Source organism: Streptomyces sp. NPDC043896 (assembly GCF_056435605.1).
This window is the reverse complement of sequence record NZ_JBWKEE010000010.1, coordinates 616-25,542: the sequence shown is the minus strand read 5'-3', so window position 1 is coordinate 25,542 and position 24,927 is coordinate 616. Positions and strand designations below refer to the sequence as shown.

At 75.4% G+C, this 24,927-nt stretch carries 23 protein-coding genes; 12 read left to right on the top strand and 11 right to left on the bottom strand.

Annotated elements, in window-relative coordinates; translation table 11 throughout:
* Nucleotides 1–16 precede the first annotated feature (16 nt).
* A complete protein-coding gene (locus tag AC069X_RS16625) occupies nt 17–1,222 on the bottom strand; it encodes an FAD-dependent oxidoreductase (protein ID WP_478729488.1) in 1,206 nt (401 codons plus the stop codon).
* 99 nt (nt 1,223–1,321) lie between these two features.
* Nucleotides 1,322–2,176, bottom strand: coding sequence for a helix-turn-helix transcriptional regulator (locus AC069X_RS16620; RefSeq protein WP_478729295.1), 855 nt, complete (start codon nt 2,174–2,176; stop codon nt 1,322–1,324).
* A gap of 101 nt (nt 2,177–2,277) precedes the next feature.
* Here AC069X_RS16620 and AC069X_RS16615 point away from each other — a divergent pair, with 101 nt between their 5' ends.
* Nucleotides 2,278–3,765, top strand: a complete 1,488-nt coding sequence (locus AC069X_RS16615) for an MFS transporter (RefSeq protein WP_478729294.1) — start codon at nt 2,278–2,280, stop codon at nt 3,763–3,765.
* A gap of 260 nt (nt 3,766–4,025) precedes the next feature.
* Here AC069X_RS16615 and AC069X_RS16610 read toward each other — a convergent pair whose 3' ends face one another.
* Both AC069X_RS16610 and AC069X_RS16605 read right to left on the bottom strand, forming a co-directional pair.
* A complete protein-coding gene (locus tag AC069X_RS16610) occupies nt 4,026–4,709 on the bottom strand; it encodes an HAD family hydrolase (RefSeq protein ID WP_478729293.1) in 684 nt (227 codons plus the stop codon).
* A 46-nt stretch (nt 4,710–4,755) separates the two neighbouring features.
* Nucleotides 4,756–5,235 (bottom strand): Lrp/AsnC family transcriptional regulator, encoded by a 480-nt coding sequence (locus tag AC069X_RS16605; protein WP_478729292.1) that lies wholly within the window; start codon nt 5,233–5,235, stop codon nt 4,756–4,758.
* 120 nt (nt 5,236–5,355) lie between these two features.
* On the opposite strand from AC069X_RS16605, the gene AC069X_RS16600 reads away from it, so the two are divergent.
* Together AC069X_RS16600 and AC069X_RS16595 are read left to right on the top strand one after the other, a co-directional pair.
* Nucleotides 5,356–6,753 carry a cryptochrome/photolyase family protein gene (locus tag AC069X_RS16600; RefSeq protein WP_478729291.1) on the top strand — a complete coding sequence of 466 codons (1,398 nt, stop codon included), beginning with the start codon at nt 5,356–5,358 and terminating at the stop codon, nt 6,751–6,753.
* A gap of 4 nt (nt 6,754–6,757) precedes the next feature.
* A complete protein-coding gene (locus AC069X_RS16595; protein WP_478729290.1) occupies nt 6,758–7,744 on the top strand; it encodes a MerR family transcriptional regulator in 987 nt (328 codons plus the stop codon).
* On the opposite strand, the gene AC069X_RS16590 is transcribed toward AC069X_RS16595, so the two are convergent.
* Nucleotides 7,668–8,276, bottom strand: coding sequence for an RNA polymerase sigma factor (locus AC069X_RS16590; RefSeq protein WP_478729289.1), 609 nt, complete (start codon nt 8,274–8,276; stop codon nt 7,668–7,670). The genes AC069X_RS16595 and AC069X_RS16590 overlap by 77 nt on opposite strands.
* A gap of 97 nt (nt 8,277–8,373) precedes the next feature.
* On the bottom strand, nt 8,374–9,162 hold the full coding sequence (locus AC069X_RS16585; RefSeq protein WP_478729288.1) for a YoaK family protein: 789 nt from the start codon (nt 9,160–9,162) through the stop codon (nt 8,374–8,376).
* Between AC069X_RS16585 and AC069X_RS16580 the strand changes: the two genes are divergently transcribed.
* On the top strand, nt 9,161–9,754 hold the full coding sequence (locus AC069X_RS16580; RefSeq protein ID WP_478729287.1) for a histidine phosphatase family protein: 594 nt from the start codon (nt 9,161–9,163) through the stop codon (nt 9,752–9,754). The genes AC069X_RS16585 and AC069X_RS16580 overlap by 2 nt on opposite strands.
* A 66-nt stretch (nt 9,755–9,820) precedes the next feature.
* Here AC069X_RS16580 and pdxR read toward each other — a convergent pair whose 3' ends face one another.
* Nucleotides 9,821–11,272: a MocR-like pyridoxine biosynthesis transcription factor PdxR gene (gene pdxR, locus AC069X_RS16575; protein WP_478729286.1), complete on the bottom strand. Its 1,452-nt coding sequence runs from the start codon at nt 11,270–11,272 to the stop codon at nt 9,821–9,823.
* Nucleotides 11,273–11,318: 46 nt separating this feature from the next.
* Between pdxR and AC069X_RS16570 the strand changes: the two genes are divergently transcribed.
* The 3 genes from AC069X_RS16570 (at nt 11,319) to AC069X_RS16560 (ending at nt 13,822) form a co-directional block, all read left to right on the top strand.
* Entirely contained in the window at nt 11,319–11,771 is a 453-nt protein-coding gene (locus AC069X_RS16570; protein WP_478729285.1) for a carboxymuconolactone decarboxylase family protein, read from the top strand.
* A gap of 95 nt (nt 11,772–11,866) precedes the next feature.
* The gene (locus tag AC069X_RS16565; protein ID WP_478729284.1) at nt 11,867–13,390 is read left to right on the top strand and encodes an APC family permease; all 1,524 of its coding nucleotides are present in this window, start codon (nt 11,867–11,869) and stop codon (nt 13,388–13,390) included.
* A 9-nt stretch (nt 13,391–13,399) separates the two neighbouring features.
* Nucleotides 13,400–13,822, top strand: a complete 423-nt coding sequence (locus AC069X_RS16560; protein ID WP_478729283.1) for a universal stress protein — start codon at nt 13,400–13,402, stop codon at nt 13,820–13,822.
* Between the two features lie 115 nt (nt 13,823–13,937).
* Here the strand turns inward: AC069X_RS16560 and AC069X_RS16555 are convergent, their stop codons facing one another.
* Nucleotides 13,938–15,557 carry an FAD-dependent monooxygenase gene (locus AC069X_RS16555; protein WP_478729282.1) on the bottom strand — a complete coding sequence of 540 codons (1,620 nt, stop codon included), beginning with the start codon at nt 15,555–15,557 and terminating at the stop codon, nt 13,938–13,940.
* A 359-nt stretch (nt 15,558–15,916) separates the two neighbouring features.
* On the opposite strand from AC069X_RS16555, the gene AC069X_RS16550 reads away from it, so the two are divergent.
* From AC069X_RS16550 to AC069X_RS16535, 4 genes are all read left to right on the top strand, one after another.
* Complete coding sequence (locus AC069X_RS16550; protein ID WP_478729487.1) at nt 15,917–17,413, top strand: FUSC family protein; 1,497 nt, start codon at nt 15,917–15,919, stop codon at nt 17,411–17,413.
* Between the two features lie 81 nt (nt 17,414–17,494).
* A complete protein-coding gene (locus AC069X_RS16545) occupies nt 17,495–18,064 on the top strand; it encodes a GNAT family N-acetyltransferase (protein ID WP_478729281.1) in 570 nt (189 codons plus the stop codon).
* A gap of 205 nt (nt 18,065–18,269) precedes the next feature.
* The gene (locus AC069X_RS16540; RefSeq protein WP_478729280.1) at nt 18,270–19,409 is read left to right on the top strand and encodes a nitric oxide synthase oxygenase; all 1,140 of its coding nucleotides are present in this window, start codon (nt 18,270–18,272) and stop codon (nt 19,407–19,409) included.
* A 55-nt stretch (nt 19,410–19,464) separates the two neighbouring features.
* On the top strand, nt 19,465–20,532 hold the full coding sequence (locus AC069X_RS16535; RefSeq protein WP_478729279.1) for a lactonase family protein: 1,068 nt from the start codon (nt 19,465–19,467) through the stop codon (nt 20,530–20,532).
* Between the two features lie 109 nt (nt 20,533–20,641).
* Here AC069X_RS16535 and AC069X_RS16530 read toward each other — a convergent pair whose 3' ends face one another.
* From AC069X_RS16530 to AC069X_RS16520, 3 genes are all read right to left on the bottom strand, one after another.
* The gene (locus tag AC069X_RS16530; protein ID WP_478729278.1) at nt 20,642–21,562 is read right to left on the bottom strand and encodes a sirohydrochlorin chelatase family protein; all 921 of its coding nucleotides are present in this window, start codon (nt 21,560–21,562) and stop codon (nt 20,642–20,644) included.
* Between the two features lie 110 nt (nt 21,563–21,672).
* The gene (locus AC069X_RS16525; RefSeq protein WP_478729277.1) at nt 21,673–22,359 is read right to left on the bottom strand and encodes a uracil-DNA glycosylase; all 687 of its coding nucleotides are present in this window, start codon (nt 22,357–22,359) and stop codon (nt 21,673–21,675) included.
* A 41-nt stretch (nt 22,360–22,400) separates the two neighbouring features.
* A complete protein-coding gene (locus AC069X_RS16520) occupies nt 22,401–23,489 on the bottom strand; it encodes a WD40/YVTN/BNR-like repeat-containing protein (RefSeq protein ID WP_478729276.1) in 1,089 nt (362 codons plus the stop codon).
* 216 nt (nt 23,490–23,705) lie between these two features.
* Between AC069X_RS16520 and AC069X_RS16515 the strand changes: the two genes are divergently transcribed.
* On the top strand, nt 23,706–24,806 hold the full coding sequence (locus AC069X_RS16515; protein ID WP_478729275.1) for an NADH:flavin oxidoreductase/NADH oxidase: 1,101 nt from the start codon (nt 23,706–23,708) through the stop codon (nt 24,804–24,806).
* Nucleotides 24,807–24,927: the final 121 nt, after the last annotated feature.

Here is a 24,927-nt window from a genome sequence, read left to right as displayed (position 1 = left end):
ACGGTGTCGGCCTCGTCTACGGGACCAAGGAGGCCCGCGAGACCGGCTTCCCCGACCGGAAGGTCCCGCTGGACGGCCCGGCCCCGGCCCCGGGTCCGGACGCGGACCCGGCCCCGACCCCGACCCCGGACGCGGCCCCCGTCCCGGACGCGGGCTGAGTCACCGCCGGACCCCGGGCGAGCAGGCGGCGGATCTCGCGCACGGCGGCGCCGCCCGCGCGGTTGGCGCCGATGGTGGAGGCCGACGGGCCGTAGCCCACCAGGTGGACCCGTTCGTCGCGCACCGCCCTGGTCCCCTCCAGCCGGATCCCGCCGCCCGGCTCGCGCAGCCGCAGCGGCGCCAGGTGGTCGACGGCGGCCCGGAATCCGGTGGCCCACAGGATCACGTCGGCGTCCACGCTCCGCCCGTCCGCCCACGCGACGCCGGCCGGGGTGATCCGGTCGAAGACGGGCAGCCTCTCCAGCACCCCGGAGTCCAGCCCCGCCCGCACGGCCTCCGTCAGGGCCAGCCCGGTCACGCTGACGACGCTCCGCGGGGGCAGTCCCCGCCGGACCCGCTCCTCCACCAGGGCCACCGCCGCCCGGCCCTCCGCCTCGCCGAAGGCACCGTCGCGGAACACGGGCGGCCGGCGGGTCACCCACGTGGTCCCCGCCGCCACCTCGGAGATCTCCAGCAGGTGCTGCACCGCCGAGGTGCCGCCGCCCACCACGACCACCCGGGCCCCGGCGAACGCCCCGGGCCCGGCGTAGTCCGCGGTGTGCAGCCGGCGCCCCCGGAACAGCTCCTGGCCCGGGTAGCGCGGCCAGAACGGCCGGTCCCAGGTCCCGGTGGCGTTGACCAGCGCCCGCGCCGACCAGCTGCCGGACGCGGACTCGACGAGGAGCCGGCCGCCCGACCCCTCGCGCACCGCCGATACGTCCACGGGGCGGCGTACGCGCAGGCCGAAGCGCTCCTCGTACGCCGCGAAGTACTCGCCGATCACCTCGGACGACGGCCGCAGCGGATCGGCACCGGACAGCTCCATTCCGGGCAGCGCGTGCATGCCGTGCACCTTGCCGTAGGTGAGCGAGGGCCAGCGGAACTGCCAGGCCCCGCCGGGGCGGGGAGCGTGGTCCAGCACCACGTGCCCGATGCCGGCCCGGGCCAGGTGGTAGGCGCTGGACAACCCCGCCTGTCCGGCCCCGACGACCACCACGTCCACGTCCGCCGCACCCCTCAGCATTTCGTTCACGGTTCTACCAACTCGGACCGGCGGCGGGATCTTCCCGGCGGTGGCGCCGGCCGGACCGCGTTCCTGAGCCGGCCGGGGAAGGGGGTTGGCTCAGGACTCCGCCGCTGCCAGGGCCCGGAGCCGCTCCAGGCCCCGGCGGGTCTCCTCGTCCAGCGGGACGAACGTCGTCAGCCGCGCGCCCGACGCAGGGCCCAGCCACAGGCTGGTGTGTTCCAGGCGCAGCAGCCCCACGTGGGCGTTGCGGATGTACTTGGTGTTGCCGCCCGACGCCACCACCTCGTGCCGCGCCCAGATCTCCCGGAACTCGGGCGAGGCCGCCTCCAGCCGGGCCAGCAGCGCCTTCCAGGCCGGTTCCGCGAGGTGCCCGCCCATGGAGGCCCGGAACTTGGCGACGAGCAGCCGGTTCATCCCCGGCATGTCGACCAGGGAGGCCCGCCAGTCCGGGTTGGTGAAGGACAGCCACACGCAGTTGCGCTCCTCGGGCGGCAGCGCGTCCAGATCGCACAGCAGCCGTCCGTAGGTGCTGTTGTGGGCCAGGATGTCGTAGCGGCTGTTCTGCACGCACGCCGGGATCGGGTCCAGCTGGTCGAGCACGGCCCGCAGCGCCGGGGTCACGCTCGGGCAGCGGGTGTTCGGAGCCGGGTCGGTGCTGCCCGCCAGCGCGAACAGGTGCGCTCGCTCGCTGGAGTCCAGCAGCAGGGCCCGCGCCAGCGCGTCCAGTACCTGGGGGGACACCTGGATCTCGCGGGCCTGCTCCAGCCAGGTGTACCAGGTGACGCCCACGGCGGAGAGCTGCGCGACCTCCTCGCGCCGCAGCCCGGGGGTGCGCCGGCGGGGCCCCCGGACCAGTCCGACCTGCTCGGGCGTGATCCGCTCGCGGCGGCTGCGCAGGAATTCGGCGAGCTCGTGGCGGCGCAGGTCGCGCTCGGGGGTAACGGTGGTCATGGCACCAGGGTGCCGCACCGCCCATCCCGTTGCCAGGTACTCCCGGTACCAGGATCAGGAGACTCTGGTACCAGGCTGAGTGGCGGTGGATCGTTCCTTCCGTGAGCGAAACAACCGTACGCACGACCCACCCGTCCCCGTCCCCGTCCCCGTCCGCTCCCGCGGCCCCGGCCGGCCCGGCCACCGCCGGGCCGGCGGCGGAGGAGCCCGCCGCCCTCACCCCGCTCGGGCTGTTCACCGTCCTGCTGGGCGCGGCCCTCCCCCTGGTCGACTTCTTCATCGTCAACGTGGCGCTGCCCGCCATCGAGGCCGACCTCCACGCCGGACCGGCCATGCTGGAACTGGTCGTCGGCGGCTACGGGGTCGCGTACGCGGTGCTGCTGGTGCTGGGCGGCCGGATCGGCGACACGGTCGGCCGGCGGCGGCTCTTCGTCATCGGCATGGCCGCCTTCGGGCTGACCTCGCTGGCCTGCGGTCTGGCGCCCACCGCCTGGACCCTGGTCGCCGCGCGGGTGGCGCAGGGCGCCGCGGCGGCGCTGATGCTGCCGCAGGTGCTCGCCACCATCCAGGCCACCACCCGAGGCCCCCGGCGGGCCCGGGCGATGAGCCTGTACGGGGCCACCGGCGGCCTGTCCATGGTCGCCGGGCAGATCCTCGGCGGGGTGCTGGTCGCCGCCGACGTGGCCGGCTCCGGCTGGCGGTCGGTGTTCCTCGTCAACGTGCCCGTCGTACTGGCGGGGCTGGTGCTCGCCGTCAAGGCCGTCCCCGAGACCCGCTCGGACCGTCCGGCGTCCGTGGACGTCCCCGGCACGCTGCTGCTGGGCCTGACCCTGGTGTCCCTGCTGCTGCCGCTGACCGAGGGCCGGGCGGCCGGCCGGCCGCTGTGGACCTGGGTGCTGCTGGCCGTGTCCCCCTTCGCGGCCCTGGCCTTCTACCTGACGGAGCGCCGCGCCGACCGGCTCGGGCGCAGCCCGCTGGTGCCGCCGAGCCTGCTGCGGCTGGAGTCGCTGCGGCGCGGACTCGTGATGCTGGCGCCGTTCTCGATCGGCTTCAGCGGCTTCATGTTCGTGGTCGCCGTCGCCCTCCAGCAGGGCCTGCGCATGGGCCCGGTGGAGGCGGGGCTCGCGCTGGTGCCGATGGCCCTGGGCTACTTCGGTGCCTCCCTCGCCGGCCCCCGGCTGGTCGGCAGGTTCGGCAGCCGGGTCGTCACCGCCGGCGGGCTGGTGCAGGCACTCGGCATCGCCCTCGTCCTGGCGGCCGTCGGGTACGGCTGGCCGGACCTCGGGATCGCCGGGCTGGCTCCGGGCGTCGCCGTCGCCGGCCTCGGGCAGGGGCTCCAGCAGCCGGTGCTGATGCGGCTGATGCTCTCGGACGTCCCGGCGGACCGGGCCGGCGTGGGCAGCGGGGTCATGATCACCACGCAGCAGTCCTCGCTGGCGCTGGGCGTGGCGACCGTCGGCAGCCTCTTCCTCGCGCTGGCCGGCTCGCAGGGGATGCGCGACGCCCTCGCGGTCACCCTGCTGGTCCAGCTGGGCCTGATCGCCCTGACGACCGCCCTCAGCCTGCGCCTGCCGCGCGAGGTCCGCTGAACGCTCCCCGGAGGCCCTGCTCCGGCCCGGAGGCCCGGCCCCGCGAGGGCGGCCCGGGCCCGGCGGGGGGGCGGCCGGGCCCGGCGGGGCGACGGCCCCGCGGGCGTCAGGCCCCCGGCACCCCGGCCGCCGTCCCGCGAGGGCGGCCGCGAGGCACCCCGTCCGGCGGCCCGCCCCGGCGGCAGGGGCCGCCGTCAGGCCCGGGCGGCCCCGCCCCGCGAGGCGCCGCCCGGGCTGCCGTTCCCGCCCCCCGCCGCCCCTCAGGCGCCGGCGGTTCCGTGCGAGAACAGCCACTCCTCGGCGGCGTCCGCGTCGAACTCCCGCTGGCCGCCCGCGAAGAGCAGTCCCGCCGCCGCGAAGGCCGGATCGCCGGCGGCGTCCGCCGCGTACGGCACCGCCACGCAGCCCATTCCGGCGGCGTGCGCGGCCAGCGCGCCCGGCACCGCGTCCTCGACCACCACGCAGTCGGCGGGCCGCGCGCCGAGCCGGCGGGCCGCCTCCAGGAACACGTCCGGGGCGGGCTTGCCGCGCTCCACCTCCTCGGCGGAGACCACCGTGGTCAGCAGCGGGGCCAGCCCGGTGCCCTCCAGCACGGCGTCGATCGCCTCCCGCGAGGAACCCGAGGCCACCGCCATCGGAACCCCGCGCGCGTGCAGCCGCTCCACGAAGGTCCGCATTCCGGGGAAGGCCTCGGTGCGGGTGCGGGCCAGCTCCAGGTAGGCGGCGTTCTGTTCCGCCAGCAGCTGCTCGACCGGCGCCCGCAGCCCGTAGCGGTCCTTGAGGACCTCCAGGGTCTCCAGGGTGCCGATGCCGATGAACCGGGAGTGCTGCTCCCACGTGAAATCGGGAACGCCGTGGCGCTCCAGGGTGAGGCGCCCGGACTCGTAGTAGTTCGGCTCGCTGTCCACGAGGGTGCCGTCGAGATCGAATATGACGGAGATCATCCGCTGTGCCCGTCCTGCCGGTCGTGTACCTGTCCCGGCCATCCTGTCAGGATTTGTGCGCCGCCCGTCCCACGGACTCCACCAGCGGCAGCAGCCGGTGTGCGACCCGCTCGCGCAGAGCCACCTCCGTCCGCGTGCGCACCACTCCCGGAAGCCGGATCAGCCGCTGGATCACGTCCTCCAGATGGCCGGCGTCCCGGGCCACCACCCGCGTCAGGAGGTCCCCGCCGCCGGTGATCGAGAAGGCCTCGACGATCTCCGGCACCGCCGCCAGCGCGTCCCCGACCTCGTCCAGATGCCCCTGGGTGACCTCGATGTGCACGAAGGCGAGCACCGGATGCCCCAGCGCGGCGGGCGAGAGCACGGGACCGGTGCCGGTGATCACCCCCGTGCGCTCCAGCCGGTCCAGCCGGGCCTGGAGGGTCCCGCGCGCCACTCCGAGGATCCGGGCGTACTCACGGACACTGGTGCGCGGCTGCTCGATCAGCAGGCGCAGGATCCGGGTGTCGAGCTCGTCCACCGCCATGTCAGGACTGTACCAATGGCCCGGAACGCCCGGCCGGAAGCGACCGCATCCGATCACGCACCCGGCGCCGAAGAACAGGGAGTCAGCCGCCGCCCCCAGTCCCGACACGGAGCCGAGCGCATGAACACCGCCGTGGTGCTGTACACCTCCGACCTGCGCCTGCACGACCACCCGCCGCTGCGCGCCGCCCTGTCCTCCTGCGACCGGATCGTCCCGCTCTTCGTCCGCGACCGGGCGATCGAGGAGTCCGGCTTCGCCGCGCCCAACCGGCTGGCCTTCCTCGCCGACTGCCTCGCCGACCTCGACGCGGGCCTGCGCGAACGCGGCGGCCGCCTCGTGCTGCGATCCGGGGACGCCGTCGCCGAAGTCTGCGCCCTCGTCCAGGAGGCCGACGCCGACGAGGTGCACATGGCCGCCGGCGTCAGCGGCTACGCCCAGGCCCGCGAGGAAGCGCTGCGCGAGGCGCTGGAAGCCCAGGGGCGGCGGCTTTACACCCACGACACGGTCGTCACGGCGGTCGCCCCCGGTGCCGTCGTCCCCGCCGGCTCGGGCGCCGACCACTTCTCCGTCTTCACCCCGTACCTGCGCCGCTGGACGGAACTGCCCCAGCGAGCCCTGGCCGCCGCCCCGCGCCGCGTACGCGTCCCGGAGGACATCGGCTCCGAGGATCCGCCCCGCCGCGCGGCCGTCACCGGAACCTCCCCCGGCCTCGCGCGCGGCGGGGAGCACGAGGCGCGCCGGCTTCTCACCAACTGGCTGCGCTCCGGCATCACCCGCTACGAGGACACCCACGACGACCTCGCCGCCGACGCCACCTCCCGGCTCTCACCGCACCTCCACTTCGGCACCCTCTCGCCCGCCGAGGCCGTCCAGCGCTCCCGCACGGCCGGCGGCCCCGGCGCCGAGGCCTTCGTCCGGCAGCTGTGCTGGCGCGACTTCCACCACCAGGTCCTCGCCGCCCGTCCCGCGGCCGCCGCCGAGGACTACCGCGACCGCCACGACCACTGGCGCACCGGCCCCGCGGCCGAGGAGGAGCTCCAGGCCTGGAAGGACGGCCGCACCGGCTACCCGGTCGTCGACGCGGCCATGCGCCAGCTGCGCCACGAGGGCTGGATCCACAACCGGGGCCGTCTGCTGGCCGCGAGCTTCCTCGCCAAGACCCTCTACGTGGACTGGCGCGCCGGCGCCCGCCACTTCCTCGCCCTCCTCGTGGACGGCGACCTCGCCAACAACCAGCTCAACTGGCAGTGGGTGGCCGGCACCGGCACCGACACCCGCCCCAACCGGGTCCTCAACCCCGTCCGCCAGGGCCTCAAGTACGACCCCGAGGGCCGCTACGTCCACCGCTGGGTCCCCGAGCTGGCGGGCCTGCCCGCGCCCCGCGTCCACGAACCCTGGCGGCTGCCCGAGGACGAGCGGGCCGCGTACGACTACCCGGAGCCGGTGGTGGACCTCGCCGACGCCCTCGGCCGCTTCCGCCAGGCGCGGCCCGGCGCCGCGCCCGGCGGCGTACCGTAGGCCGGTGGACCCCGAACCCGCCCTGAGCACCGGCGCCGTAGCCCGCCGCCTCGGGGTCTCCCCGACCACGCTGCGCTCCTGGGAGCGCCGCTACGCCATCGGCCCGGCCCACCGCGAGGACGGCCGGCACCGCCGCTGGACGCCCCGGGACATCGCCCGCCTGGAGGAGATGTGCCGGCTCACCGCGCGGGGCGTGCCCCCGTCCGAGGCGGCGCGGGCCGCGCTCGGCGCAGCACCCGACACCCGCGCGGGCGGGAGGGCGGCGGCCGGGGCGCCGGGCGGGCCCGGTGCCCTCCCCCTCGGGGAGGCGCGGCCGGAGGGCCGGGGGCTCGCACGGGCAGCCGTACGACTGGACGCGCCGGCGGTGGCGGAACTGCTGGAGGCCGCCCTCGCGGAACACGGCCTGGTCGCCGCGTGGGAGGAGGTCATCGCCCCCACCCTGCACGCGGTGGGCCGCAAGTGGGCCTCGGCGGGCGAGCGCTACATCGAGGTGGAGCACCTGCTGTCCTGGCAGGTCTCCGCCGCCCTGCACCGGGTCCGCCCCGCGCCGGAACAGGCCCGGGTGCCGCCGGTGCTCCTCGCCTGCGTGCCCGGCGAGCTGCACAGCCTGCCCATCGAGGCCCTGGCGGCGGCCCTCGGCGAACGGGGCGTGCCGGTACGGATGTTCGGCGCGGCCCTGCCCGCCGGGGCGCTGTGCGACGCGGTACGGCGTACGGGTCCCCGTGCCGCCGTGCTGTGGTCGCAGTCCCGCACCACCGCGGACCGGGCCCTGGCCCGTTCGGTCGCCGGGATCGAATGGGGGCTGCGCGGGGCGCGCGGCCACTCGGCGCTCCTGCTGGCGGGACCCGGCTGGGGCCCGGAGGCCCAGGGGCCGCGCACGGGACGGCTGTTCGGGCTGCGGTCCGGCCTCGGCGTCATCGCGGAACTGGTGGCCGGGCCGGCTCCAGCGACCGCCGCAGGGCGCACAGGGCCCGCCGCATGTGGCTCTTGACGGTGCCCAGCGGGAGCCCGGTGCGCTCCGCGATCTGGCTCTGGCTCAGATCGGCGTAGAAGGCGAGGCACAGCACCCGCCGCTGGGCCGCCGGCAGCCGGGCCAGCTCCCCGAGGACCAGCACCCGGTCCAGGGCCTGCTCCGGAGGCGTCGGCACCCCGGTGCGCTGCCCCCCGGCGCCCAGCAGCACGGCCCGCGCCACCCGCGCGCGCCGGCCCCGCGCCTCCAGCGCGTCGGCCACCTTGTGGCGGGTGATGCCGGTCAGCCAGGCCCCGATCCCGCCGGGCCCCGGGCGGTACCCGGCGCGGCCGCGCCAGGCGGCGAGGAACACCTGCTGGGTGACGTCCTCGGCCTCCCGGCCGTCGCCGCCCAGGGCGCGCCGGGCCAGGGAGTGCACCAGGGGCCGCCAGCGCCGGTAGACGGCCTCCGCGCAGGCCTCGTCCCCGGCGGCGAACCCCGCGGCGAACCCTGCGTCCAGCGCGGGGTCGGGGGCGGCGGCGGGGGCGGTGTCCTGGAGGGCCTCGGTGTCCATGGCACGAGCGTCCCGAGGCGGGGCGGGGGAGGCCACTTGCACCGTTTCCGCATCGATATGCGGCAGCCCCGCACGAGGCGCGCGGCCTGCCCGGCGCTCAGCACACCCCCGGGTTCCGCCAGGGCTGGACCCGGTAGGCCACGGCCACCCCGAGCACCACCACCGCCGCGGGCAGCAGCAGCCAGTTCACCGTGCACCCGGCCCGCACCAGCAGCGCCCCGGTCACCCCGCCCGTGAACATCGCGGTGATGGCCCACGCGCGCCGCCCCCACGCCCCCGTGCCGTAGCCGAAGGCGCTGTCGTGCCCCAGCGCCGACCCCCCGAGGAAGGCCGTCATCGACCGCGTGACCAGGGTCGTCGGCACCCCCGGCAGGTTGACCCGCATGCTGGTCACGTTGCGGAAGCCCATCGCCGCGGCGAGGACGGCCGCCGTCACCAGGTGCCGCGCGGCCGGGTTCCCGTACCGGGGCGGCACGCCCCAGCCGACCAGGGCGGCGGCCAGGATCAGCGCCGCCTCCGCCGTCAGGCCGATCACGAACCAGCGCCGCCCCCGGGCCTGCGCCGCCCCCTCCAGCCGGGCCGCGCACACCGCGCCGGCCGCGAACGAGAGCAGCGACACCCCCGAAGCGAGCGCGGGCAGTTTCCCCTCGTGGGCGGCGCCGAAGGCCAGGAACAGGACGTTGCCGGTCTGCATGGCGGTGAACACCGGCCCCAGCGCCAGCAGGCTGACGGCCTCGATCAGCCCGGTCACCCAGGTCAGCACCAGCAGCAGGACCGTCAGCCGCCTGCACTCACGCACGTCCATGACGCCCGACAGTGACACGCCCGCCCGGCTCCAGCGGCACGACATGCCGGGCACCAGCCCACCGCCGTAGGGTCCGGACATGAGTGAACTGCTACTGGTGAGGCACGGGGAGACGGCGTGGAGCGCGAACGGGCGCCACACGGGGCTGACCGACGTGCCGCTGACCGCGCGGGGCGCCGACGAGGCCCTCTCGCTGGCCCCCTACTTCCGCGACCGCGAGCCCGCCCTCGTGCTGACCAGCCCGCTGAGCCGGGCCGTGGCCACGGCCGAACTCGCCGGGCTGACCGACGGGATCCCCGAACCCGACCTGCACGAATGGGACTACGGCGGCTACGAGGGCGTCACCACCACCGAGATCCGGCGGACCCGGCCCCACTGGTCGCTGTGGACCGACGGCGTCCCGGCCGGCGACGCCCGCCACCCCGGCGAACAGGCCGCCGAGGTCGGAGCCCGCGCGGACCGGGTCCTCGCCCGGGTCGCCGACGTCCTGCGCGCAGGCCGGGGAGACGTCGTACTCGTCGCCCACGGCCACTTCCTGCGCGTCCTGACCGCCCGCTACCTCGGCCTGCCCCCGCAGGACGGCCGGCTCTTCCTGCTGCGCACCGGCACCGTCAGCGTCCTGTCCACCGAGCACGGGCTCCCGGTCATCGCGGGCTGGAACACCCGCCCCTGACCCACCGCCCTGACCCGCCGCCCCCGCCCCGCGCCCCTTCGGCCCGCGCCGTTCAGTCCGTGCCGTTCAGTCCGTGCCGCCGGGCCCCGGCGGCGGGTCGGGCAGGGCCAGGCACAAGGCGTCCAGCGCCGCCGCGAACGCGTGGTCGGGCGGCGTGCCGTAACCGAGGACCAGCCCGTCCCGCGGGGCCATGGCGCTGTCCGGGTGCAGGTACGGCCGCAGCCCGTCCAGGGCCACTCCGGCCCGGCGCGCCGCGTGCAGGGCGGCCCCCTCGGTCCCCGGCGGCAGCTCCAGCACCGCGTGCAGCCCCGCCGCGACCCCGCTGACCCGGACGTGCGGGGCCTCGGCCGCGAGCCGCGCCGCCAGCAGGTCCCGGCGCCGCCGGTAGACCTGACGCATCCGGCGCAGATGGCGGTCGTAGCCGCCCGAGGAGACGAACTCGGCCAGGGTGAGCTGGTCCGTCACCCCCGACCACATCTCGCGCGGCCCCTTCGCCTCCAGCACCTCGTCCACGAGCCGGCCCGGCAGCACCATCCAGCCCATCCGCAGCGCGGGCGAGAGGCTCTTGCTGACGGAGCCGACGTAGACGGTCCGCTCCGGGTCCAGACCCTGCACGGCGCCGACCGGCTGGCGGTCGTAGCGGAACTCCCCGTCGTAGTCGTCCTCGATCACCACCCCGCCGCGGGCCCGCGCCCAGTCCACCACCGCCGCCCGCCGCTCGGGGTGCAGCGGCCCCCCGGTCGGGAACTGGTGCGCGGGCGTGAGCAGTACGGCCCGCGCCCCGGTCCCCGCCAGCTCCCCGACCCGCGCCCCCCGGCCGTCCACGGTGAGCGGCACGGTCGTCCTCCCGGCCCGCTCCAGCACCTCCCGGTGGAAGGGCAGCCCGTACGACTCGACGGCGACCGGGCCCGTCAGGACGCCGCCCAGCAGTTCCAGCGCGTGTGCGAAGCCGGAGCACAGCACGATCCGGTCGGGTGCCGTCCGTACGCCCCGGGCCCGCGCGAGGTACTCCGTCAGCGCGCGGCGCAGCTCGATCCGGCCGCGCGGGTCGCCCACCCCGAAGGCGTCGTGCGGGGCGGCGGCCAGCGCCCGGCGGGCCGCGCCCAGCCAGGCCGTACGGGGGAAGGCCGAGGCGTCCGGCGAGCTGGGCAGCAGATCGTGGACGGTACGCCGTCGCACGGGCCGGGCCGGGACGCGCGGGCGCTCGGGCTCCAGCGGGACGGCCCGCTCCGCGACCCGGGTCCCCGACCCCTGGCGCGCCGCCAGCCAGCCCTCCTCGACGAGCTCGGCGTACGCGTCGGCGACGGTGTTGCGGGCGATCCCCAGGTCGGCGGCGAGCGTCCGGTACGGAGGCAGCCGGGTCCCCGGCGCGAGCCGCCCCGAGTGGACCGCCTCCCGCAGGGCGCGCATCAGCCGGGCCCGCAGACTGCCCGGGCCGCTCAGGTCCAGGTGCAGATCGCTGCCGTTGCCGTTGCCGGTGGGAGGCTCCTCCGCCGAATTGACCCATGATCCCCGCATGGGAATGAACCCTACGCCCGGTCGATCACGCCCATAGGTTCTTCACATGACCACTTTTCAGGTTCCCGAACGCATGAACTTCTCCGCCGTCGCCCCCCGGGTCTTCAAGGCCGTCCTCGCCCTCGACGCCGCCGCCCGCAAGGGGCTGGACCCGGTGCTGCTGGAACTGGTCCAGATCCGTGCCTCGCAGATCAACCGCTGCGCGTACTGCATCGACTACCACGCCGGCGACGCCCGCAAGGGCGGCGAATCGGAGGAGCGGATCTACCAGCTCTCCGCCTGGCACGACTCCAGCCTCTTCACCGAGAAGGAGCGCGCCGCCCTCGCCCTGACCGAGGAGATCACCCTGCTGCCCGGCGGCGTCTCGGACGCCGTCTACGACGAGGCCGCCCGGCACTTCGGCGAGGAGGAGCTGGCCCAGCTGATCGCCCTCGTCTTCACCGTGAACACCTGGAACCGGATGAACGTCACCACCCGCAAGACCCCCGGCACCGAGTAACCCGGCCAGCCCGCCCCGGCCGCCTCGCCCGCCTCGCCCGCCCCGGCCGCGCCGCCCGCCTCGCGCGCGGCCGCCGAGTGCGTGACGATGCGTACATGAACGACGGCGACCGCGCCGAGGCGGGCGGCACGATCCCGGACGCCGGTGCCGGGGAAGGCCTCAAGGCCAACGCGATCGGATTCCTCGACGCGCTCGTCATCGGCCTGAACTCCACCTCGCCGGCCTACTCCCTGGCCGCCGTCATCGGCCCGATCGTGGCCCTGGCCGGCATCTACGCCCCCGGCGTGATGCTGGCCTCCTTCGTGCCGATGCTGCTCATCGCGGCCGCCTTCTACTACCTCAACAAGGTCGACCAGGACTGCGGCACCACCTTCTCCTGGGTGACCCGCGCCATGGGCCCCTGGGCGGGCTGGCTCGGCGGCTGGGCCATCGCCATGACCGGGGTCCTCGTCATCGGCTCCCTCGCCGACGTCGCCGTCCACTTCGGCCTGCTCGCCGCGGGACTCGACGACTGGGCCGCCAGCCGGGTGGTCCGCCAGACGCTCACCGTGGTGGTCATCCTCGCGATGACCGCCGTCTGCGTCATCGGCACCGAACTCTCCGCCCACCTCCAGGACGTCCTGATCCTCGCCCAGGTCTTCTTCCTCCTGGTCTTCGCCGTCGTGGCCATCTACCGGGTGTACGCAGGCACCAGCACCCTCGACGAGATCCACCCCTCCTACACCTGGCTCAACCCCTTCGGGGCGGGCGGCGCCGCCCTCACCGGCGGACTGCTGCTCGGCGTGTTCATCTACTGGGGCTGGGAGTCCGCCGTCAACCTCACCGAGGAGGTCGAGGACTCCGCGACCGCGCCCGGCAAGGCCGGCATCTGGTCCACCCTGGTGCTGCTGGTCACCTACCTGTCCGTCGGCTTCGCCATCGTCGCCTACGCCGGGACGGAGTTCCTCGCGGAGAACGCCGCCGAGGAAGAGGCGATCTTCGCCGTCCTCGCGCACGAGGTGATGGGCGGCTGGGACTGGGTGGTGCTCGTCGCCGTCTGCACCTCCGCCCTCGCCTCCACCCAGACGACGATCATCCCGGCCTCGCGCACCGCCCTCTCGATGGCCCGCCGGCACGCCCTGCCCCCGCAACTGGCGCACATCCACCCCCGGTTCCACACCCCGGAGGTGAGCACCTGGTGGGTGGCCGGCATCGCCATCGCCTGGTACGTCGTCGTCAACCAGATCAGCGAGAACGCCCTCCTGGACTCCCTCACCGCGCTCTCCCTGCTGATCGCCTTCTACTACGCGCTCACCGGCGTGGCCTGCGCCGTCTACTACCGCCGCCACCTGCTGGAGAACGCCCACAACTTCTTCCTCATCGGAGTGGGCCCGCTGGTCGGCGCCGGCCTGCTGGCGTGGCTGCTGGTGGAGTCCGTCGCCGACATGTCCGACCCGGCCAACTCCGCCGGCGGGGTCTCCTGGTTCGGCATGGGACCGCCGCTGGTCATCGGCATCGGCATCGCGGCCCTCGGCGTGCTCGTCATGTGCTTCTGGCGGGTCCGCGACGGCCGGTTCTGGCAGGAGCGCCGGGGCGTGGTCGACCCGGCCCTCGTACGCGGCGGCGGGAACAAGGGCTGAGGAGGCCGGATGTCCGTGGTCCTTGGATACGACGAGTCCCCCGGCGCCGAACGGGCCCTGCGGGTCGCGCTGGAGGTGGCCACCGCCTTCGGGGAACCCCTGGTCCTCGTCTACGGAGCCGCCGCCCCCGGAGCCACGGGGGAGGAGTACCGCGCCCACCGCGAGGCCGTCCTCCAGGCCGGCCGCACCGCGCTCGCCCGGGCCGTGGACGCCGCCGACGAGGCGGGCGTCCCCTCGACGGTGGAGGTGGTGGACGACAGGCCGGCCCAGGCCCTGCTCGCCGCCGCCGAACGCCACCACGCGCGGGTCATCATCGTCGGCAGCTGGGGCGACAGCCCGCTCCGGGGCGCCCTGCTCGGCTCCACCCCGCACAAGCTGCTGCACCTGTCACCGGTCCCGGTGCTGTGCGTGCCGACGGAGGACGGCCCCTGACCCGGCAGCAGCCACCGCCGGCCCCTCCTCCGGGCGCGGCGCACCCGCGTCGGTGCCCACTCGCGTCCGGGCCCACCTGCGTCCATGCCCACGCGGCCCGCCCCGCCCGCTCGCCTCACCCGCCGAACACGCCCGCGAGGTACCCGGCCAGTCCCTCCGCCGTCGGCGGGGAGAGCCGGGCGCCGAGGTAGCCGTCGGGCCGGACCACGAACGCCGTCGGCCCCCGCACCCCGTACAGCCGGGCGAACTCGCCCCGCGCGTCGCGGTACACGGGCCACGCAGCCCCGGCGGGCGCGGTCCCGCCCTCGGAGAGGACCGCGTACGCCGTGAGCCGCCCCGCGGGCAACCCGTCCGCCAGCGCGGCGAGTGCCGGGACGTACGGGTCGTGCGCGCCGTCCGTGTGGAGCAGCAGCACGTGCTCGCGGTCCCGGAGCAGGTCGAACAGCCGCAGCGGGTAGTGCGGCACCTCCCCGGCCAGCCCGCCGCAGTCCGGGGCCCGGTCACCCGGCCGCGGCCCCTCTCCGGCCCCGCCGTCCGCCGGCCGTACGACCGGGCTGTCCGGGTAGCCGACGAGCAGCTGCGCCTCCCGCAGCAGGAAGGCGGCCGGGTCCGCCGGATCCGCGTACCCCTGGGTGGCGTGCCGGACCGTCCGCCCGACGACCTCCTCGCCCACGGGCCGCCGCTCCGCGTCGTAGCTCTCCAGGAGCCGGGGGTGTGCGTCCCCGGCCACGGCCAGGGCGAGTTTCCAGGCCAGGTTCCAGGCGTCCTGGATCCCGGTGTTCATGCCCTGCGCGCCGGTCGGCGGATGGATGTGCGCCGCGTCCCCGGCGACGAAGACCCGCCCGGCCGCGTACCGGTCCACGATCCGGTGGCTGATCCGGAAGACGGAGGACCAGCGCAGGTCCGAGGCCGTCACGGGCTGCGGCGACAGCCGGTCCAGGACGGCCTGGACGTGCGACAGCTCCGGGGCCCGGCCGCCCTCCAGCCCGTGGGCCGTCCCGTCCGCGGCCACCGACGGCGAGGACAGCTCCGGCGGCACCAGCATCGACGCCCGGTACCGGCCGGGCCCCGGCAGCGGGATGCACACCAGCAGGTCGTCCGGCCTGCCGTCGGCCCCCAGGTGCGTGGACCGTACGCCGTACCCGTGCGGGAGGTCCCAGTCCACCCGCACGTCGGCCAGCATGAACTCCTCGGGGAAGGCCCCGCCCTCGAAGGTGAGCCCGATCCCCTTGCGGACGAGGCTGTGGGCCCCGTCGCAGCCCACCAGGAAGCGGGTGCGCAGCTCCTCCTCGCCCTGCGGGCCGACGAGCCGGCAGGTCACCCCGTCCGCGTCCTGGGCGAAGGACACCAGCTCGGTGGACCGCTCGATCCGGGTCCCGAACCGGGCCAGGAACTCCTCCAGGATCCGCTCCGTCTCGTACTGCGGGAGCGCGGCGAACCCGTACGGCACCTCGGGCGGCAGCACCATCTCGATCCGGTCCCGGCGCACCCCGTCGACGTACGTCAGCTGCCCGCGCATCGGCACCGCCGCCTCCAGCGCCTCCCGCACCAGCCCCATCCGGTCCCAGACCTCCAGCGTGCGCGGCTGGATGCCCACGGCCTTCGCGTACGGCAGCCGGGCGGGCAGCCGGTCCACGAGGCGGCAGGCCACCCCGCGCCGGCGCAGCTCGACGGCCGCGGTCAGACCCACCGGGCCCGCGCCCGCGACGAGCACGTCCACCGCACTGCCTCGCACCCTTCCATCCTGTGTGCCGGGCACCCCGTCCGCACGGCGACGGGGTGCCCGGCGGTGCTCGGGCGGGGCCCGGGAACCCGCCGCCCGGGATCCCGGTCCGTTGGCCTCCCGGTGGCCGGAAATCACGCCCGTGGGCTGTGCCAACGGTCCAGAGTGACGGACGTCGCTTGAGCCATTGCCCCTGCGGATGCTTATCTGTGTCATATCCATGTACTTTCGGCGCCGCGCAGCGCCGGACGGCAACGAGGCCGGTCCGGAGCGCGGTGCCTTCGCCGTGCCCGTCCGCCGCCCACCACCCCCGGGCGGACGCGGGCCGGCGTGCGTCACTCCGAGGGGGGCGGCACACCGCCGTGAAGAGGATGTTCGTGGCTCCGGACCCGGGGCGCTTCAGACTGCGGAACTCGCTCCGCGCCGTGATCGGCACCGCGCTGGCCGTCGCCGTCGCGGAACTGGCGGGGCTCTCGCTCACCGCCTCCATCACCGGCGGGCTCGCGGCGCTGCTCGCGCTGTTCACCGTCCTCGACGCGAACGTCCGCGCCCAGCGGGTCACCACCGCCCTGCTGCCCGTCGCCGGCTTCCCGGTCCTCGCGCTGGCCACCGGACTGCACGCCACGGCACCCGCCCGCGACGCCGCCTTCATCGCGGTGGTCTTCGCCGGGGTCTACGCCCGCCGCTGGGGGCCGCGCGGCCACGCCCTCGGCATCTTCGCCTTCATGATGTTCTTCGTCACCCAGTTCCTGCACGCCGTGCCCGGACAGCTGCCCGAGCTGTACGCCGCCGTCGGACTGGCGCTGCTGTCGGCCGCGACCGTCCGCTACCTGCTGTGGCCCATCGAGCGCCGCACCCCGCCCGCCGCGGCCCCGCCCCCGCTGCCCGGCACGGGCCTGGCCCGGCCCACCACCCGCCAGGCCTTCCAGGCCACCGCCGCCTGCGCCTTCGCCCTGGCCGTCGGCCAGGTGCTCTCCGAGGACCGCTGGTACTGGGCCGTCGGCACCGCCTGGTGGATCTTCGTCAACACCGCCTCCCGCGGCGAGACCCTGGTCCGCGGCTTCCGCCGGGTCCTTGGGACCGTCGTCGGCATCGCCGCCGGCCTGCTGATCGCCGTACCGCTGCACGGCGCACCCGCGCCCACCGCCGCCCTCGTCGCCGTCTGCGTCTTCGGCATCTTCTACACGGCCGCCCCGTCCTACTCCTGGATGATGTTCTTCGTCACGGTCATGGCCGGGCTGCTCTACGGGCTCCTCGGCGTGCTCCACCCCGGGCTGCTGCTCCTGCGCTTCGAGGAGACCGCCGTCGGCGCGCTCGGTGCCGCCCTCGCCGTGGTGCTGATCCTGCCCGTGACCACCCACGGCGCCAACGACGCCTGGATCCAGCGCGCCCTGCACTGCGTGCGCGCCGCGACCGCGGCCTCCCTCGACCGTCTCGCCGGAGCCCCCGAGGCCGACCCCGCCCCGCACGCCGCCGAACTGGAACTGCTCCTCGGCCGCGCGCGCGTCGCCCTCGCCCCGCTCGTCCACCCGCTCAGCCCGCTGCGCGCCCGCAAGGCCCGGGCCCGGCAGGTCATGGCCCTGCTCGACGACTGCGCCCGCGAGGTGCGCGGGCTCGTGGCGGTCGCCGCCGACCCGCAGGCCTCGCACGACGCCCGGCTCGCCGCCGCCTGCTGGCGGGTGGAGGCCGCCGTCGCGGCGCTCACCGCCCCCGGGGCGGCCCCCGAGCCCGCCGCGCCGCGCACCACGGCCCAGGACCCGGGCGCCGAACCGGCCCTGGCGCACCTGCACGGCCTGGAGGAGGCCCTCGTGGCCCTGGCCACCCCGCTGCGCACGGACCCGAGGGCCCCGCTGGTCATCACGGCCTGAGCCGGCCGGGCACCCGATCCGTGGCCGTACCGCCCGTACCGCCCGTACCGCCCGGCGCGCGCGGGCGATACGGTCGGGTCCATGACGACCCCGCACGCGTCGGCCCTCCGGTACCGCACCGCCCGCCCCGGCGACCGGGAGGCGATCGAGGCCCTCGACGGCTCCTTCCTCACTTCCACCGTCTTCGAGGTGACCCGGTCCGACGCCGGCTTCGCCCTCCGCGAGGTCCCGGTGGACCCGCCGCTGCGCAAGGTCTTCCCACCCGCCGGGGACGACGGCGACGACGGCGCGGACGGGGAGGGCGACGGGGAGCACACGCGGACCTTCGTCGCCCTCGACGGTGCGGCGCTCTGCGGCTTCGCCGTCGTCGGTTACGCCCCCTGGAACCGGCGCCTGACGGTCGAGGACATCGAGGTGGCCCCCACCCACCGCGGACGCGGCATCGGCCGTGCCCTGATGGAGCTCGCGGACGGCTTCGCCCGCGAACGGGGCGCCGCGCACCTCTGGTTGGAGGTCAGCTCGGTCAACGCCCCCGCCGTGCACGCCTACCGGCGCATGGGCTTCACCCTCTGCGGCCTGGACACGGCCCTCTACGACGGCACGCCCGCGGCGGGCGAGCACGCCCTGTTCATGAGCCGCCCCTGCGGCTGATCCGCCAACTCACCGGAATGCCGCGGATGATACGCGCCCGCGCATTCCCACCGCAGGCCAATGGGCCGAGATCACTCGGAGGGGTGTTCCGGACCCTCCTTCGGCGCCGGGCTGACCTGCGACGTGTACAACGGGTGATTGTTCATTGCACATTCATCCGGCATGCACAGGGTGGATCTGGTCGGACAGGGGGTAACCGCCCGGAATGGAAATTCTGCAGAAGCACTCGAGCGCTGCTCAGGTGTGGGAGGAAGCCGAGGAGTTCATCCGGCTCTTCCACCGGGAGAATCCGCAGGCCGGTGATCCGCGCGCCCGGCTCGCCGCCGTACGGGCCGAGCTCGCGGAGACCGGCACCTACCGGCACACCCCGCAGGAGCTGGTCCACGGGGCCCGCGTGGCCTGGCGCAACAGCAACCGCTGCATAGGCCGGCTCTACTGGAACTCGCTGCGCGTCCGCGACCGGCGCGGACTGACCGAGGCCGAGGACATCGCCGCCGAGTGCTTCGAGCACCTGCGCGAGGCGACCAACGGCGGCCGGGTCCGGCCCACCATCACCGTCTTCGCCCCCGACGCCCCGGACCGCCCGGGCCCGCTGATCTGGAGCGAGCAGCTCGTGCGCTACGCGGGCTACGGCGACCACCACTCCATAACGGTGGGCGACGCCCGCAACGCGCCGCTCACCGAGGCCCTGCTCGGGCTCGGCTGGTCCGGCGGCGCCGGCACCCCCTTCGACCTCCTCCCGCTGGTCGTGCAGGGCGTCGACGACAAGCCCCGCTGGTTCGACACCCCCGCCGACGCCGTCCTGGAGGTGCCCATCCGGCACCCCGACGAGCGCGACGACTGGAGCGACTGGGGCCTGCGCTGGCACGCCGTCCCCGCCATCTCCAACATGTGCCTGGAGATCGGCGGCATCCACTACCCGGCCGCCCCCTTCAACGGCTGGTACATGGGCACCGAGATCGGCGCCCGCAACCTCGCCGACACCGACCGCTACAACCTCCTCCCGGCCGTCGCCCGCAGACTCGGCCTGGACACCTCCAGCGAGCGCTCGCTGTGGAAGGACCGGGCACTGGTCGAGCTCAACCGGGCGGTACTGGACTCCTTCGACCGGGCCGGGGTCACCATCGCCGACCACCACACCGAGTCCCGGCGGTTCCTTTCCCACCTGGAGCGCGAGGAGCGCAAGGGCCGGGAGGTGGGCGCGGACTGGTCGTGGATCGTCCCGCCGATGTCCGGGGCGGCGACCCCCGTCTTCCACCGCACCTACGAGGACCGGCCGAGCTCGACCGCGTACGTCCACCACCCCGGCGCCCAGGAACGGGCGAGGGGACGGGACTTGGTCTAGACCTTCTGTTACCGTCGGCTCCGGAACGGATCCGGGACGGCGGAAAGAGGCACCAGTGGGCGGCGCGCACAGCACGGACCAGGGCGGCGGACACCGGGCCTACATCGGCTCGTTCACCTCGGGGGGCGGCCGCGGTGTCACCACCGCGGCCGTGGATCCGGCCACCGGAGCGCTGACCCCGCTCACGGCCGCGGACTCCCTGGCGGACCCCTCGTACCTCACCCTCGACCGGGACTCCGGCGTGCTCTACGCGGTGAGCGAGACCGACCAGGGAGCCGTGGGCGCCTTCCGCACCACCGCCGACGGCCTCGCCCCGCTCGGCCGCCCCGTCCACGTCGGCGGCTCGGGCCCCACCCACCTCTGCCTGGCCGGCCGCCGGCTGCTCACCGCCAACTACGGCTCCGGCAGCGTCAGCAGCCTGCCCCTCGCCCCCGACGGCGGGATCACCGGGCCGGCCTCCGTCCTCACCCACCAGGGCTCCGGCCCCGACACCGCCCGGCAGGCCGCCCCGCACGCCCACCAGGTGCTCACCGACCCCACCGGCCGCTGGGTCCTCACCGTGGACCTCGGCGGCGACACCGTACGCGTCCTCGCGCTCGACCGGGACACCGGCGCGCCCCGGGAACACGCGCGGACCGCCCTGCGCGCCGGCACCGGGCCGCGCCACCTCGCCTTCCACCCGGCCGGCGAGACGGTCTACGTACTGCACGAGCTGGAGCCGCAGCTGACCGTCTGCCGCTGGGACGCGGCCGCCGGCCACCTCGAAGCCGTGACCGAGGTCCCGGTCCCCTCGGACGGCGCTCCGGGCGGCGCGCGGGCCTATCCCTCGGCCGTCACGGTGTCGCCCGACGGCCGCTTCCTCTGGGCCGCCGTCCGCGGGACGGACACCCTGGTGACCTTCTCCCTCGCCGCCGGCCCCGAGCGGCCCCGGCCTGCCGGGACGACCGGGTGCGGAGGCCGGTGGCCGCGCGACCTGGCGGCCGACCCCTCGGGGCGCAGGCTGTACGCGGCCAACGAGCGCTCCGGGGACGTCACCTGGTTCGAGGTGGACCCGCGGACGGGGCAGCCGCGCCGGGCCGGATCGGTGGCCGTGCCGGCCGCCTCCTGCGTGGTCTTCGGCTGAGGCCCGCTGCCGCTGCCGCTGCCCTTTGCGCGGCGTCCGGCCCGCCCGCCGGTACGGCCGAGGGCCCGCCCGGAACGGATTCCGGGCGGGCCCTCGTGGCGTCGCGGAGCTACTGGGCGGCCGCGCCCAGCTGGATGCCCAGGGCGGCGCTGTACTGCGCCACGGCCAGCTTGCCGAGCGCCGGGTACGCCCCGAGCACCTCGGAGGCCGAGCAGTCGGCCTCCTTGCAGGCCGTGTCCAGCAGGCCGTCGGCCGCTTCCGGGCCGATCAGGTACGGGGCCAGTGCCAGCTGCACCGAACCGGAACCGCGCAGCTCGGCGGCGACCGCCGCCACCGAGCCCTCCTGGTCCAGCGCGGCGGCGATCACGGGCACCGCGAGCCGGGCGGCCAGCAGCATGCCGGTGATCCCGGCCGCCTGGACGGCCTCCTCGCCGCCGGTGGTGGCGAGGATGATGCCGTCGGCGGCGGTGGCCACGGTGAACAGGCGGGCCCGGTCGGCGCGGGCCAGGCCGGCCTCCGAGAGCCGCACGTGCAGGCCCTCGGCGAGCAGCGGGTGCGGGCCGAGCACGTCGGCCAGCTCGGCGGCGGCCGAGGAGTCCATCAGCGCCTGGCGCATCCGGCGCAGCAGGTCCGCGTCGGGGCCGGCCAGCAGCGGCACGACCACGGCGTCGGGGCCGGTCGGGGCCGGCACCTCCAGCCCGGCGGCACGGGCGAACTCCGCGCGCGCGGTCCGCTCCTGCGCGACGGCGTTCAGGACGCCGGCCAGCGAGGGGAACTCGCTCTCCTCGCCGTCGGCACCCTCGAGGTAGCCGATCCGGGCGTCCAGGCCCGGCAGCTCGGAGCGGCCGATGCTGATGACCTCTTCGGCCAGCCCCCGCGAGGCGGCCGAGGGGGCACCGGGCACGGCGAGCACCAGCGCGGGCGCGCCCTCGGGCGCCACCGCGGGCTCGGGCCGGCGGTGCCGTCCGGTCTGGCGGGGTCGCGGCATTCGTACGGGCAGGCCGTTTGCGGGCCCAGTGGGGGAGCTCATGGCGCCGCATGCTACTGGTTTATCGGAACCACGTGTTCGGGCAGGGTCCGCTCGGGCGGCATCTGTCCGTATTTATCCATTGATTGCCGTCGTTCAATGTCATATACGGTTCAACTGACTGTGGGAAGGCGCCAGTCGACGGGCTGAGCCCCCTGGCCGGCCAGCAGCTCGTTGGTCCGGCTGAAGGGCCTGGAGCCGAAGAAACCGTTGGCGGCCGACATGGGCGAGGGGTGGACGGACTCCACGGCCGGCAGGTCCCCCAGCAGGGGGCGCAGGTTGCGGGCGTCGCGGCCCCACAGGATGGACACCAGCGGCTTCCCGCGCGCCGCCAGCGCCCGGATCGCCTGCTCGGTGACGGCCTCCCAGCCCTTGCCGCGGTGCGCGTTCGGCTTGCGCGGGGCGGTGGTCAGCGAGCGGTTCAGCAGGAGCACGCCCTGCCGGGTCCACGGGGTCAGGTCGCCGTTCAGCGGCCTGCCCGTCCCGATGTCCGCGTGCATCTCGCGGAAGATGTTGTCCAGGCTGGGCGGCCAGGGGCTCACCTCGGGCGCGACCGAGAAGGACAGGCCCATGGCGTGTCCGGGGGTCGGGTAGGGGTCCTGCCCGACGATCAGTACCTTCACCTCGTCGAAGGGCTGCTGGAACGCGCGCAGCACGTTCGCCCCTGCCGGGACGTACGTTCTGCCTGCCGCGATCTCGGTGCGCAGGAAGTCGCCCATGGCGGCGATCTGCCCCGCCACCGGCTCCAGAGCCCGGGCCCAGCCCGGCTCGACGATCTCGTTCAACGGTCGTGCTGCCATGGGTGATCACTCTACTGGCCCACACCGACAGGCGGTCCCGCTCAGCGCAGCACGGCCGCCCGTACGCACAGCACGTCCGGCAGGTGCTCGGCCAGCAGCTGCCAGGTGTCGCCGTCGTCGTGGCTGGCGTACAGCTCGCCGTTGCGGTTGCCGAAGTAGATGCCGGCCGGGTCGGCGTCGTCGGTGCACAGGGCGTCGCGCAGGACGGTGCCGTAGTGGTCGCCGGCCGGCAGGCCCTTGGAGAGGGGTTCCCAGGTGGCCCCCGCGTCCCGGGTGCGGAAGACCCGGCAGCGGTGCTCCGCGGGGACCCGGTCGGAGTCGGCGTTGAGCGGGAAGACGTACGCGGTGTCCGGGCGGTGCGGGTGGGCGGCGACCGCGAAGCCGAAGTCGGAGGGCAGGCCGGAGCCGATGTCGGTCCACTCGGCGCCGGAGTCGTCGCTGCGGTAGACGCCCCAGTGGTTCTGGAGGTACAGCCGGCCCGGGTCCCCGGCGTCCTGGGCGATCTTGTGGACGCACTGGCCGAACTCCGGGTTCGGGTCGGGCAGGAACACCGCCGAGACCCCGTGGTTGGACGGTTCCCAGCTCGCCCCGCCGTCGCGGGTGCGGAACACCCCGGCGGTGGAGACCGCCACCGTCACGGCGGCCGGGTCCTCCGGGTCGGTGATCACCGTGTGCAGGCCCTCGCCGCCGCCTCCCGGCACCCACTCCGAGCGGGTCGGGTGCTCCCACAGCGGGCGGACCAGCTCGAAGGACTCGCCCCGGTCGGCGGAGCGGAAGAGCGCGGCCGGTTCCGTCCCCGCGTAGACGACGTCCGGGGCCTCGGGGCCGGCCGGGTGGAGCTGCCAGACGCGCTCCAGCGAGGCGCCGGTGTCCTTCGGGAACCTCACGGCGGCCGCCGCGGGCTCGTGCCAGGTCGCGCCGAGGTCGTCCGAGCTGAAGACGGACGGGCCCCAGTGGGAGCTGTCCCCGCCGACGAGGAGTCTGGGCGCGGGCCCCCGGGTGTCGACGGCCACCGCCGAGACGGCCTGGGCGTTGAAGTGCGGGCCGTCGAACTCCCAGGGGCCGGCGTCCCGGCGGCGGCCGATGAACAGGCCCTTGCGGGTCCCCGCGAGCAGTACCACGTCGGTCATGGCCGACACCTCCGGACGTCGTTGTCCTTCACGGCAGCTTTTCAGCCAGTCTGCACCCGTCCGCCGACAACGGCCGGTGAGGCCGGGCCGTCGAAGGTCCGTTCGGTCGGCGGCTCGTAATACGAGGGGTCTCGTACTACGGGGGATTTCGTAGTACGGTGTTTCTCGTACTTAGCGCCGACCCCGGTGCGTGTCCGGTGACATCTGGAGTGCCCCATGAGTGCTGTGCCCACCGCCTTTGCCGCCCTCTTCCAGCCCTACACCCTCCGTTCGGTCACCATCCCGAACCGCGTCTGGATGGCCCCGATGTGCCAGTACAGCGCCGAGGCCTTCGGGCCGAACGCGGGAGTGGCCCTGGAGTGGCACTTCGCGCACTACGCGGCCCGCGCCACCGGCGGCACGGGTCTGATCATCCAGGAGGCCACCGCGATCTCCCCGGAAGGCCGGATCAGCCCTTACGACCTCGGCATCTGGAACGACACCCAGGTCGAGGCCCTCCGCCGGATCACCGCCTTCATCAAGTCCCAGGGCTCCGTCCCCGGCATCCAGATCGGGCACGCCGGCCGCAAGGCCGCCACCGACCGCACCTGGAAGGGCGGCCGCCCCGTAGGACCCGAGGGGCACGGCTGGCAGCCGGTCGCCCCGAGCGCCGTGCCGTTCGACGACGGGTACCAGGTCCCCCACGAGCTGACGGTGGCGGAGATCCACGAGATCACCGGCCGGTTCGCGGACGCCGCCGGGCGCGCCCTCGCGGCGGGCTACGAGGTCCTGGAGCTCCACGGTGCCCACGGCTACCTCATCGGGGAGTTCCTCTCCCCGCACAGCAACCGGCGCACCGACTCCTACGGCGGCTCCTTCGAGAACCGCACCCGCTTCGCCCTCGAAGTCGTCGACGCCGTACGGGCCGTGTGGCCCGAGGAGCTCCCGCTGTTCTTCCGGATCTCCGCCACCGACTGGCTTGAGGCGGACGGCTGGACGGCAGACGAGACGGTCCGGCTGGCCGGCCTGCTCCAGGAGCACGGGGTGGACCTCCTCGACGTCTCCACCGGCGGCCTCGCCCCGCACGTGAAGATCCCCACCGGCCCCGGCTACCAGGTGCCCTTCGCCGCCCGCGTCAAGGCCGCGACCACCCTCCCGGTGGCCGCGGTCGGCCTGATCACCGAGCCGGAGCAGGCCGAGAAGATCCTGGCCAACGGCGAGGCGGACGCCGTCCTCCTCGGCCGCGAACTGCTCCGCGACCCGTACTGGGCCCGCCGCGCGGCCGCCGAGCTGGGCGCGGAGATCCCCACGCCGGACCAGTACCACCGCAGCTGGTGACCCCCGGGTGGGGGGGGGGGGGGGGGGGGGGGGGGGGGGGGGGGGGGGGGGGGGGGGGGGGGGGGGGGGAGGGGGGGGGAGGGGGGGAGGGGGGGGGGGGGGGGTGGGGGGGGCTGGCGTG